We start from the raw sequence: 13,729 nt of genomic DNA, 5'->3' as shown, positions 1-13,729 counted from the left end.
TGAAAGAATAAAATACGCGCAAGCTTGAGGCAAGTACAAGTATATGAAAAACTTCGCCTTTCTTGTTTTTTTGCTACCGTTATGGGGAAGCGCTCAGGTGCTTGATCTGGTTCCCAATACCGACACCTACCCGATTACTCCTGCGGCGGGTTTGTACAAGGATACTACTGGACAACTTCCATTTGAGCAAATCCAAAAGCAAAAGTTTAAAATATCGCGTAAATACGGACTTCTGTTTCCTTTCAGCGATGCTGCTTCGTGGCTTAAAATAGTATTGACCAATCGCAACCCGGCGCGTAAACAATGGGTGTTGGAGTGGAACAACCCCATGGGCGAGTCCGTGGATTTTTACATTTCCTCTCCCAACGGCATCTATCAGGTAAAAAAAATGGGAATGGTCAACACCGAAAATCGGATTTTAATGGCCGAAAACCGACCTTTTGCCGAGTTTGATTTGGGCTTTCTGGAAACCAAAACCATTTACATCCGCATAAAAGGGCAACGGGCGCATTTTGCCTCGGTCAATCTCTACTCCACACAGGCCTACAATCGCCACGATTTGATTCAAACCAATGTTTACGGCTTCATGTCGGGGGCCATTGCGGTTCGTTTATTCTACGTGTTTTTATTGGCGTTGTTTGCCGTCAAAGACAAGGATTTTAGGCAATATTCGGTGCTTTTGGTGGTTCGTTCGATTGCATTTTGGGGGTTGCATGGTATTTTGAGCAATTTTTTTACTACCCCTTCGACGGCTCTGATGGTTAGTTTTCTTTCGTCTCACATCCTGCCGCTGGGGTTGATTGTTGCGTTTAGGGTTATATTTCCGGGTAAGAGGTTTCCTAGATGGGTCGAAAATATCCTAAAACTCATTATTGCAGTGAACATTCTTTTGGCGGTCATCATCTTATTTGGGTATCGTTGGGAGTGGATTTTGGCAAGTACCTACTTAATGATTGCCACGCAGGTATTTATTTTGGCCATGTACGTTTTTGCCATTATCAAAAAATACCCCATCAACTGGAACTACTCGGTGGCGTATCTGCTCGGCATTGGCAGCTATATTTTTGTCCAAATGCGGTTGGTTGGGTGGGTGAGTTTCCCGTGGATATCTCCAGTAGCACTGCTATTTTTTATTCTTGAATTTCTGGTCTTTGGGTATTTTTTGGGAAGAATTATCATTGATTATGAACGCAACCGGGCGCTGTCGGTGCAAGAATTGGCTTTTACCAAAGAACAAGCGTTAAGGGTACAAGAATTGGACCGTTTGAAAACACGTTTTTTTACCAATATCTCCCACGAGTTTCGTACACCGCTGAGCCTTTTGACGGGGCCACTGGAAGAAATCCGGCAAAAGTACCCAAAAGAAGGGATGGTGCCGATGATGCAACGCAACGTAAATCGACTGCAATCGCTTATCAATCAGCTACTTGATTTGTCTAAATTAGAGGCGGGAGAGTTTAAGATTGAAGCGCGCTACGGCGATATTGCGGCGTTTTTTGGGTATATTTTCTCCTCTTTTGAGTCGTTGGCACAACACCAAAATATTCATTTCAATGTGACCCAAAATCGCCGTTCTTTTGAGACGTATTTTGATGCCGATAAACTGGAAAAAATCACGACTAATCTCCTTTCAAACGCCTTTAAATTCACTCCTGTCAACGGCCGGATTGAGATAAGGGTGTTTTATCAGACCATTGACGCCGAAGATTGGGTTTTGTTGGAAGTGGAAGACAACGGTATCGGGATTGATGCCGAGCGACTGCCCCGAATATTTGACCGTTTCTACCAAGTTGATGATACCGCCCAACGCAACTACGAGGGAACGGGCATCGGATTGGCTTTGGTTAAAGAACTGGTGGATTTGTTCAAAGGTAAAATTACGGTCAAAAGCGAGGTGAATCAAAGTACGGTCTTTCGGGTGGAGCTACCGTTGCCAAAACCCAAAAATGGCCTAGACAAGGAGTTTACGATTCCTACCGCCCCTGCCTATCCAACCACCTCCATGGAGCCGTGGCCGTCTGAGCGCCCAGCGGTAGTTGGTTTGCCTCTGGATGCTACCAAGCCTATGTTGCTGATTGTCGAAGATAATCCCGATTTAAGGCAGTATCTGTACGGTTTATTTGAGCCGCATTATCAAATTGTAGAAGCCATAAACGGCCAAAATGGCTTAGACTTGGCTTTTGAGCTGGTACCCGACGTGGTAGTCACCGACCTGATGATGCCGCTGCTCGATGGCTTTGGTTTATGCCAACGACTAAAATCCGACCAACGCACCAGCCATATCCCCGTGGTGTTGCTGACGGCCAAGGCCACCTTGTCTGACCGCTTGGAAGGCTTTGAACTAGGGGCGGATGACTACTTGCAAAAACCGTTTAACAAAGAAGAACTGTTGGTACGGGTCAGGAATTTGATTCAACAGCGGGCTATTCTTCGGCAGAAGTTCAGCCTCATGGCGCCGCTCGCCCCGAGTCAAACCGTTGGGATACCCGAAAGTCTGGACAATCAATTCATTAAGAAAGCCCGAGAAATTGTAGAGGCGCATTTGGGTGATAGTAGCTTTGATGTCGAAGAGTTTTGCAAGGAAATAGGCATGAGCAGGACCAATTTGCACCGTAAATTGAAGGCGCTGACCGATACCTCTACGACTGAATTTATCCGGACAATACGCCTGCAACGGGCGGCACAACTGCTGCTCCAACGTACCCATACCGTGTCGGAGATTGCCTATCGGGTCGGTTTTGAGAGTTTACCTTATTTTTCCAAATCGTTTCAGGATAAATACGGCAAACCGCCTTCGGAGTGGCAAGGGCGTTAGAAGTCTTTTAAGTAGCTCTTTTCTCGCGTGCTTTTTGGGATAGGTTTATTGTGTGTTATGGCTTTATAGGCTATTTTTGACCAATTCGTTGACGGTACCTGAATGATGCGCCGATATGTCCTAAAAAAGGCCATTTTTTTGCTCTGACGAATCATCGAGAGTAGCTTTCAGGTAGATTTTAAAAGTCTTTTTTGTATTCCTAAAAGTGTTTTTAGATAAGTTTTGGGTATTGCAGTGTGGGTATATTTTTATGTGGTCTTTTGACGGAGCAACGACCCCAAAATAGTTAAGATTAGATCATTATGCGTTTATTTTCTATCACACTACACACGAATAAATCTACCACTGACAGTCATGGGGGCATTGCGTTTTTGGTAGCTAATTTTCTTCGCCTTCTTTGGTTTTTCGTTTTATTCGTGCTCACCATCGGGTTATCTTCAAGGGCGGCGCTTGGTCAAAAAAAGGTTGAGAGGTTTTTAACCCTTAAAGGGCAGCCCCGTTTGGATAGCCTAGAGCTATATTACGTGTCGGTGTGGGAAGATATGGACAGCACTACGGCCTTTAAAGAAATAAATTCTGTCAGAACTTACGCTGATAAAACCAGAGATGAATTGCTGGCGGTCTATTCAGAATATTTAAAAGCGCGGTACCATCTCAGGGGGGTAGAACGAAACTTGAAAATCGTTTACCCTTATTTCAAGGCTATTCAGGCAAGGTTGAACAAACAAAAACCAAGCGCGCTTACGGAGCGCTTGAATGCAGACATTGAGCATTTTTTGGGGGCGATTTTATACCTCGAACGTACCAATACGGTTAAAGGAATTACGCACCTTCTTTCGGCAGATTTGACCTATCGAAAAATAGGGTACGAAAACATCCAGTTTGCCGACCGACTACTTGCGCATCTGGGCCTTTATTATCAGGTAGAAGTGGGTGATTATAAAACAGCCATGGGATATTTTAAAGAGGCTGAATCGTATATTTATAAAGACCCTATCGACAAGTACCGGATTGCTTTTTACAAAGATTACGCCAATTGTTTTGCCAGACTGAAGCAGTACGACAAGGCCATTAAGTACAATAAATTGGCGATGGCGCAGATTCGGCTGAAAAGAGACAGCCTTAAAGTCGGTACCATCAGCGGTAATATCGGTGAAATTATCCTCAATGAATTTTCCAACCCCATTGAATCGGAGCCTTACTTTCACAAAGAATTGCTGTATCGACAGCGCTATAAACCCCATGGAATAGACGACATCGCCAAGGTGTACGGGAATCTGTGTCAGGTGGCTGGGATAAAGAAAAACCCAGAAGAAGTGTTAAGCTATTTTAATAAAGCCCTCAAAACCATTGAAATGTACGAAGACACGGTTGACCGGCATAGTATCCTGATGTCTATCTACCGAAATCGCATGGCGGCCGATACGCTTTTGGGGGACTATAAGAGTGCCTTTCGTTACGAAAAATTATACTATGAAGAGTTGATGGCTAGCTTGCGTCATAACTTGCGAGTGGCTACTTCGGAAGCCTCCATTAAGTTTGACGTTGAAAAAAGCAGGCTCCGGGCCGAGCTTGCCAACCAGCAAGCCCAAAATTCTCGCTTCTGGGTGTTTGTCATTTCCTTGTTACTGTTGGTGGCGCTGATTGGGGGGTATTTCTTGTATTTTCGACAACGCGCCAAGAAAGAGGAACTTGCCCAACGCTTGTCTTTTGAACAAAAAGAAGCCGAACGTTTGGCAGAGTTGGACTTGCTTAAAACCCGTTTTTTTGCCAATATTTCCCACGAATTTCGAACCCCGCTGACGCTCTTGGTGGGGCCATTGGCAGATTTTCAGAAAAAATATCCTACCGAAGCCATGATTCCGGTCATGCAGCGAAATTTGGGCCGGTTGCAAGCGCTGATTAATCAACTGCTCGATTTGTCGAAACTCGAAGCGGGCAAGATGGAGCCGCAGATTCAATACGGCGATTTACCGCATTTTTTTCAGTATCTGTTTGCCTCTTTTGAGTCACTGGCCCAGAGCAGAAAGATTATGTTTCAACGTTCACAGAGCCATGAATATCAAATGGCTTATTTTGACGAGGATAAATTGGAAAAAATTGTCACGAATCTGCTTTCCAACGCCTTTAAATTTACGCCTGAAAACGGCCGCGTAACCGCCGAAATCGCTTATGAGTCATCTACCGAAGCTTTTGGTGGGGCATTGATTACCATCACCGTGGCCGACAGTGGCATCGGTATTGACCCCCAACGGCTACCGCGCATCTTTGACCGTTTTTATCAGGTTGACGATAGCCAACGACGGGATTATGAGGGCACGGGTATCGGGCTAGCGTTGGTGAAAGAGCTAGTGAATGCCCTTCATGGGACGATTGAGGTAAAAAGTACTTTGGGGAAAGGGACGGTCTTTGTCGTCAACTTGCCCTGCGACCAAGCCCATTGGGGAGACCGAGTGCTCAATGCCGAGCCCAATCAAGTGCGTCAAAAAAGCTCCGTTGTGCCTTTGATGGAAGAAACCAAAATATTGCCTCTCGCCGCTGCTACGGCCGATTTGCCCATTTTGTTGATTGTGGAAGATAACCCAGACTTACGCCAATACGTACGCGGGGTTTTTGGGGGACGCTATCAGATAGAAGAGGCGCAGGATGGAGAAGACGGTTTGAGAAAGGCCATTGAATTGGTGCCTGATATTGTGATTTGTGATTTGATGATGCCACGCCTCGACGGTTTCGGTTTTTGTAAAGCACTGAAAACCGATCTTCGCACCAACCACATTCCGGTGGTGATGCTGACCGCCAAAGCAACGCTCGAAGACCGTTTGGAAGGATTGGCGCTCGGCGCGGACGATTATTTGGCGAAGCCATTTAGCACGGAAGAACTCCAAATACGGGTGGAGAATCTACTGCAACAGCGAGTGATTTTACAACAAAAATACCGCCAAACGGTCGTGCTTGCTGAGCCACTCCCAATGGCTGAAACGGTGCCTTCAATGGATGAACTGTTTTTGGAAAAAGCACTAGGAGTCGTAGAACATAATAGCGCCGACAGTAGTTTTGATGTAGAGGCTTTTGCCGAAGCCATGAGTATGACGTCGGTGCAGCTTAGGCGTAAGCTAAAAGCCCTGACTGGTCAAACTGTGACGGTGTTTGTGCGAAATTATCGTTTAGAAAAAGCGGCGGAATTGCTGCGAAGCCGGGCAGGAACCGTATCAGACATCGCGTACCGAGTAGGGTTTGAAAGCCTGCCGTATTTCTCCAAAGTATTTCAGGAAAGGTTTGGAAAAGCGCCGTCGGAGTGGCATTAGAGAAGGCGATTGAAAACTAAATGATATGAATAAGTACAAGTGGTCTAGAATAATTCTTTTTACACTCTTTTGTGTTATAAACTACGAAGGCTACCCGCAGGAGATTATCTTATCATCTGACCGGAAACTGCCTATCAATATTACAACTTCCATAGAAATTTTCAGAGACTCTTCTTCACAACTGAGTTTAGCGCAGGCAATCACCAAAAACTATCAAAAGTCTACAAAAGACCACTTTGTTTTTCCTTATACCAATGATACCTTTTGGGTACGATTTAACCTAAAAAACACCAATTCACAAAACAAAAAGTGGTTTTTGATTTGGGGCAATCCATTGGTTGAGCAGCTTGATTTTTATATCTCAGATAGTACCAATTGGCGTTTCTTGCACAAGCAACAAAAAATTCTGACCCACGAAAAGGAAAGAAAAATGATTGACCAAGAACCCAAATTCGCTTTTGAGCTAGGTCCGCAACAAACCAAAACGGTCTATATCAAGCTCACTAGCAAGCGCGGGCATTATGGTAATTTGAGAATACACTCTGCGGAGTCTTATTACAAATCCAGATTGGATGATTACGCGAGCCAAAGTTTTTTTAATGGCTTGGTTTTTTTTCGCCTTTTTTTGGTGGTTACGTTGAGTCTATTTGTAATCAAAGACTTGCCTTTCAGGCTTTACTCTCTGCATACGGTCATCAAAACTTTCGCATTTTGGGGCTATTTGAACATCGCAGGGCCGTGGTTTACGGATGACCCCGACTTGGCAAAGAAAATAGATTTTGTCTTCTACAACTCTGTTACCATTGGTGCGGGCATCTTTGTTTATTTTACACAAATTCGAGGAAGGCTACCTAAAATTCACAGTATTGTTGCCCTCACTATCATCCTTGTTACAATTTTTGAAAGTGTCATCATTTTTGTTGATTACCAATGGTATTGGCTTAAGATAGGCGTTTACAGTATCATCGTGTCGGCGGTCTATTTTTCGGTCTTATATATATACTGTATAGCCAAGAAAATTACGGTCGAAAAATACTATGCTATCCCTTTTATTTTGGGTTTATTAAGCTATGCTTTGCTCTATATCAGGCTCTTAGGATGGATTGAATACGGGCCGCTTTATTCCATTGCCTACCTTTTGTTTTTGAGTGAAATTTTTGTTTTTGTGATTTTCTTGGGAAGAATCTTTAGAAATACCGAACAAAATAAACGCCTTGCCGAACAAAAATTAACGTTCAACATCGAACAGTCGACCCGCCTCAAAGAGCTTGATACGCTCAAAACCACTTTTTTTGCCAATATTTCTCATGAATTTCGTACTCCGCTGACGCTCATTTTGTCGCCGCTGAATGACCTGCAAAGGGAGTTTCCTAAGCGTGAGATATTTCGCATCATGCAGCAAAATGCCGAGCGACTGTTGGCCTTGATTAACCAATTGCTTGATTTGAGCAAATTAGAAGCGGGGAAAATGACGGTAGAGATTCAGCGGGCTGATTTGTCGCAGTTTTTGCGGCAGTTGCTCGCTTCGTTTGAATCGTTGGCGCAAAGTAAAAGCATCGTTTTTCAGTACGAACAGAGTCATCCTACCCGAATCGACTACTTTGATGCCGACAAACTCGAAAAAATCGTCACCAATCTGCTTTCAAACGCCTTTAAGTTTACTCCCGAAAAGGGCCGAATCGAAGTGCGGGTAGATTATACCGAACGCGACTGTATCATCAAAATCAAGGACAGCGGCATCGGGATTGCGGCCGAACGTCTTCCCGTTATTTTTGACCGGTTTTATCAGGCCGACCAAGGAACGAATCGAAATTTTGAAGGAACAGGCATTGGTTTGGCGCTGGTGAAAGAATTGGTGGATGTTTTGCGTGGCCGTATTGAAGTGCAAAGTGAATTGGGAAAAGGGAGCACTTTTGTGGTAACATTGCCCTGCGATGCCGCCACTTGGAGGCAATATTTGAACAAAAATGAACCCGTGAGGGTAGTTGGAAAAACAGTAATCTTTGAACAACCTGTTGAATATCAAGTCGATTTCTCCGTATTGGAGGAGGTGGTTGCGGCGGAGGTTGGGCTTGATTTGCCCATTTTGTTGATTGTGGAAGATAACCCTGACTTACGCCAATATGTACGCGGTATTTTTGGCGAGCGCTATCAGGTAGAGGAGGCCCAGGATGGAGAAGAGGGATTACGAAAGGCCTTTGAGGTGGTGCCCGATATTGTGATTTGTGATTTGATGATGCCGCGCCTCAATGGTTTCGGGTTTTGCCAAGCGCTGAAAACAGACCCGCGCACCAACCATATTCCGGTGGTAATGCTCACCGCCAAAGCAACGCTCGAAGACCGTTTGGAAGGATTAACGCTCGGTGCGGATGACTATCTGGCCAAACCGTTTAGCTCTGCTGAACTCCAAATACGGGTGCAAAACTTGCTGCAACAGCGTCGGGTTTTGCAACAGAAATACGGCCAAAATGGAGTGTTGACTACCCCGCCGCTCGTTGCGGTAAAAGAGCCTTCGATGGATGATGTGTTTTTGGGAAAAGCCCTGAAGGTGGTAGAGCGGTATATTTCTGACAGCAGTTTTGATGTAGAGACCTTTGCCGGAGCCATGAGCATGACGTCGGTGCAGCTCAGGCGTAAGCTGAAAGCCCTGACTGACCAAACGGTAACGGTGTTTGTGCGAAATTATCGTCTGGAAAAAGCCGCTGATTTGCTGCGTAGTCGGGCCGGAACCGTATCCGACATTGCGTATCAAGTAGGTTTTGAAAGCCTGCCGTATTTCTCCAAAGTATTTCAAGAGAGGTTTGGGAAAGCGCCTTCGGAGTGGCATTAAAAGGCCGTTTTGTAGTGAAAAGTGGTACTCTGTCCAAAATGAGGAAGCGAAAAAAGGGTTGTCTCAGACTTTTGAGGCAACCCTTTTTGTTGAAAATGGGCCTTTAAATCTTTTTTTAGACCTACTTAAACGCTCAAACCAAGTACTTAAATGTTGCCCTTCCAGTACTGAAAAAAGCCTTATTTCTTCAAAAAAAAGGCTTTTTGTTCAAAATGAGGAAAAGAAAGTTCAAAATGAGGAAGAGAAATCGGCTTCTGTTTTGAGAGCCTCTGTCTCTTTTTTTGTGGGGTTCAGAATGAGGAAGAAAAAGTCCAGTTTGTGCTAACACTTGGCGGGCAAAATCGGCCACTTTTGTCCCACTCACTCACCCAAAGAGTGGGGTGTTTTCCTAGACCATTTTCAGAACCATACTCAATTTATGAAAAACTACGTATTGAGTCGCTCTTCATTATGGCGAGTCGAAATCGCCTGATGAAGCAGTAGACAATGCGTTTTATTACAACAAAACATGAAAAAAATTGTAACTCTACTGCTCAAAGCGGTGGGCGTTTTAGTGGCCGTTGTTGGCCTTGTCCTGCTGTTTGTCAACTTCCGAGGTGTACCTTCTTACGAAGTAAATATACCCGAAAACATCAAAAATGTAAACGTAGAAGTAACCCCCGAGCGGGTGGCACGTGGCGAGAAAATAGCCCTAGTGATGTGCAATGCCTGCCACGCCAACCAAGACAACCGACTGGTAGGTAAGCACATCGCTGATTTGCCAGCGGAGTTTGGCAAGGCTTATTCGCTCAATATCACCCAAGATGGCGAAGATGGTATCGGGAGCTGGACCGATGGCGAAATCATGTATTTTCTCAAGACGGGAATCAAACGCAACGGGCAGTACGCACCCATTATGCCCAAGTTTCCGCGCATGGCCGACGAAGACTTGAAGTCAATCATTGCCTACTTACATTCAGACCGCTTTCCAGTGCAAGCTACCAAAGGGGAGGGGCATGAGCAGGAGCCCAGCCTTTTGCTCAAAGTGCTGACCCATACCGTAATGAAACCCATCGAGCCAGTGACAGAGCCGATTTTGGTGCCTGATTCTACCGACAAGGTGGCCTTTGGAAAGTATATCGCCAACGACCTCATTGCGTGTTACGCCTGCCATTCGGGCGATTTGGCCAAGGCAGACCCGCTTCATCCCGAAAAATCGTTTGGCTTCTACGGAGGCGGCATCAAAATGCCCGATTTGGAAGGTCAAATTGTTCCTACGGCCAACTTAACCTTTGATGAAGAGACGGGTATCGCCAAAAAATACAACGAAGAACAGTTTGTGCACGCCGTTAGATTTTGTAAAAAGCCTGACGGAAGTATCTTACGCTACCCCATGCAGCCCCACATCACCCTGACCGACTATGAAGTCAAGGCCATTTTTGCCTACCTCAAAACAGTCCCCCAAATCAAAAATAATGTCAATGCGCTCTAAGTGCGCCTTTTGGGAGCCTATTAACAGCCTTTCGTGGTAGAAAGAGGGAAAGTCGGGGGGCGATATTATGACCTAATCTCAATCCCCGCTTTTCAGTTTTCTCCCGAAGTTAATTTCCCTATACCACCCCCTTCCCCCAGGATTGGCGGGAGCACATGAAATAGTCAAAAATATGAGTGTACAATCATTTATTCCAACGAGTGAAAGTGCGGTGTATTTGCCGCGCTTTCAAACCAAAGAAGGCGAGCGGGCCATCGACCCGCGCCGGATTGTGTATCTGAGTGCGCAGTTGAATTATACGCTGTTTTACTTAGACGACGGCGAGCAGGTTCTGACCACGCTGTCGCTGAGTAGCTACGCTTTGCTGCTGGAAGACTACGGTTTTATCAGGGTACATAAATCCTATTTAATCAACGGGTATCACCTCGGTAAGTGCCGCCTGAACCCCAATCGGGAGCTGCGCTTACCCAACGGTAGGATAATAGAAGTGGCGCGACGGCGTCATGTAGGGCTCAAAAAAAGGATACGCAGCCAAGTGGGGAGTTTCGCCAAAAAATCGCTTTCTCCTACCCATGATTCCAACGTATTCTGACAATCTTAAACTTTTCTACCAATGCAAAAACTCTTCTATCTCTTCTTGAATTTTTTACTGATTCTCTTTTTCGGGATAACAACAGCCACCAGCCTTAAGAACCCTTTCAATCATCCATCGAAGAAGGCATTTTCTTTTCGCAGGGCGATTTTCTTCGGTTCGCTCATTTCGGGTCTATTTCGCTCAAAACCCATTCTGCGACAAATCCTGTTGTTGTTTATTTTTTGCGGAGGACTCACCTCTGCCTTTGCAGCCACCCTTACCGTTACCAATGGCAATGACAGCGGCTCCGGTTCATTGCGCAACCAAATTGCGGCAGCGACATCGGGTGATGTCATTGTTTTTGCCTCTGGTGTCACCACGGTAAACTTAACCAGCGGTGAAATTGCTTTCGGCAAAACCCTTACCATTGACGGGGGAGCTTCGGGCGTAACGATTAACCGCCTCAGCGGTAATTTTCGTTTGTTTAACATTTCGTCGGGAACGGTAACATTTACCCGAATTAACCTCACCAACGGTAACACCACCGACGCTAATGGTGGTGGTGCGATTGCGGCTTCTTCAAGTGTGACCTTGAACATGACCAACTGTAATATCACTGGCAATAACACAACCGGCGGCGGAGCAGCGATGGTACTGAGTGGTCCAACTACGCTAACCAACTGTAACATCAGCAACAACACAACTACGAATACTGTTGGGCACGCTATTTTGTTTTATCCACCTGGTAATTTGACCATGACCGGATGTACTATTTCAAATAATACGGGTAATGTGGGTGGTGCAGCGGTGGATTTGCGCGGCGGCGGCGGCGGAAATATGACTGTTATCCTTAATAACTGTACGATTAGTGGTAATAATCGCAGTGGTCTTATTACCCCCAATAATGAATGTACGATTACAATTACAAACGTGACTATTACTGATAACGGTATCGGCTTTGAAAATTACACGAACAAGTGTACCATGAAAAACACAATTGTGTTTGGTAACGCTGGTAATAACCTGACTTTCGTAGGCCCTGCATTTTTGGCAGGCAGTACACACAATATTGTAGGAGATGCGGGTAATAGTGGTTTCATTAATGGTACAAATAATAACCAGGTAGGGGTTGACCCGAACTTACTGGGTTTGGCAAGTAACGGCGGTTTTACCCAAACCCACGCACTGGCGCCTTGTAGCCCTGCCATCAATGCCGGTACCAGCTCTGGCGCGCCCACTACCGACCAGCGCGGCAGCAGCCGGGTAAGTACAGTAGACATAGGCGCATTTGAATATCAATCTGCACCTTCTACGATCAGTGTTACCTCTACGGTCACTAACGCGTGTAATGGTAACAATGGTAGTATTGATCTGACTGTAAGTGGGGGAACTTCTCCTTACACCTATGAGTGGAGCGGTTCTGGCAGCGGCAACGACCCGCGCACGAACCTTGCAGCTGGCACCTATGACGTGACCGTCACGGATAACGCGGGCTGCATCCGCACCCACAGTGCTACGGTGACAAACCTAACACCCACCACGGCCAATGCTGGCTCGGACCAAACTGGAGCAGCTACCTGCGGTCTTACTCAGGTGACTTTGGCAGCCAATAGCCCCTCGGTGGGCACTGGCGCATGGAGCGTGGTGAACGGTACGGGCGGCTCTTTCGGCAACGCTTCCAGCCGGACTTCTACCTTCAGTGGCACAGCTGGCAGCACTTACACCCTGCGCTGGACCATCTCCAACGGTAGTTGTACTTCTACCGATGATGTGGTCATTACTTTCAACCGCAGTCCAACCACGGCCAATGCTGGCTCCGACCAAACTGGCGCAGCTACCTGCGGTCTTACTCAGGTGACCTTGGCAGGTAATACGGCCACGGTCGGCACTGGCTCATGGAGCGTGGTGAACGGCACTGGTGGCTCATTCGGCAATGCTTCCAGCCCGACCTCTACTTTTACGGGCACAGCAGGCAGCACCTATACCCTTCGCTGGACGATTTCTAACAGTCCTTGTACTGCTTCTACCGATGATGTGGTTGTCACTTTCAACCGCAGTCCAACCACGGCCAATGCTGGCTCGGACCAAACTGGAGCAGCTACCTGCGGTCTTACTCAGGTGACTTTGGCAGCCAATACGCCCACCGTAGGCACTGGTGCATGGAGCGTGGTGAACGGCACGGGCGGCTCATTCGGCAATGCTTCCAGCCCGACCTCTACCTTTACGGGCACGGCAGGTAGCACTTACACCCTTCGCTGGACGATTTCCAACAGCCCTTGTACTGCTTCTACCGATGATGTGGTCATCACTTTTAACCGCAACCCGACCACGGCCAATGCTGGTTCGGACCAAACTGGAGCGAGCACCTGCGGTCTTACTCAGGTGACTTTGGCAGGTAATACGGCCACCGTCGGCACTGGCGCATGGAGCGTGGTGAACGGCACTGGTGGCTCATTCGGCAATGCTTTCAGCCCGACCTCTACTTTTACGGGCACAGCAGGCAGCACCTATACCCTTCGTTGGACGATTTCTAACAGCCCTTGTACTGCTTCTACCGATGATGTGGTCATCACTTTTAACCGCAGTCCAACAACAGCCAATGCTGGTTCGGACCAAACTGGCGCAGCTACCTGCGGTCTTACTCAGGTGACTTTGGCAGGCAATACGGCCACGGTCGGCACTGGCTCATGGAGCGTGGTGAACGGCACTGGCGGCTCATTCGGCAATGCTTCCA

6 protein-coding genes are annotated in these 13,729 nt (G+C 46.6%); all 6 read left to right on the top strand.

Going from position 1 to position 13,729, the window contains the following annotated elements; all coding sequences use genetic code 11:
- Nucleotides 1-43 precede the first annotated feature (43 nt).
- A complete protein-coding gene (locus tag DVG78_RS18900; protein ID WP_114462613.1) occupies nt 44-2,815 on the top strand; it encodes an ATP-binding protein in 2,772 nt (923 codons plus the stop codon).
- 302 nt (nt 2,816-3,117) lie between these two features.
- Nucleotides 3,118-6,120, top strand: a complete 3,003-nt coding sequence (locus DVG78_RS18895) for an ATP-binding protein (protein ID WP_114462612.1) — start codon at nt 3,118-3,120, stop codon at nt 6,118-6,120.
- Nucleotides 6,121-6,145: 25 nt separating this feature from the next.
- On the top strand, nt 6,146-8,950 hold the full coding sequence (locus DVG78_RS18890) for an ATP-binding protein (RefSeq protein WP_114462611.1): 2,805 nt from the start codon (nt 6,146-6,148) through the stop codon (nt 8,948-8,950).
- Nucleotides 8,951-9,458: 508 nt separating this feature from the next.
- On the top strand, nt 9,459-10,421 hold the full coding sequence (locus tag DVG78_RS18880) for a c-type cytochrome (protein ID WP_114462609.1): 963 nt from the start codon (nt 9,459-9,461) through the stop codon (nt 10,419-10,421).
- A 172-nt stretch (nt 10,422-10,593) separates the two neighbouring features.
- Entirely contained in the window at nt 10,594-11,013 is a 420-nt protein-coding gene (locus DVG78_RS18875; RefSeq protein WP_114462708.1) for a LytTR family transcriptional regulator DNA-binding domain-containing protein, read from the top strand.
- 21 nt (nt 11,014-11,034) lie between these two features.
- The coding region (locus DVG78_RS18870; RefSeq protein ID WP_147277116.1) for a choice-of-anchor Q domain-containing protein at nt 11,035-13,729 on the top strand (2,695 nt) is incomplete at its 3' end.

The organism is Runella aurantiaca, assembly GCF_003339505.1.
GTDB classification, from domain to species: Bacteria; Bacteroidota; Bacteroidia; order Cytophagales; family Spirosomataceae; genus Runella; species Runella aurantiaca.
This window is presented reverse-complemented; position numbering and strand designations above follow the sequence as displayed.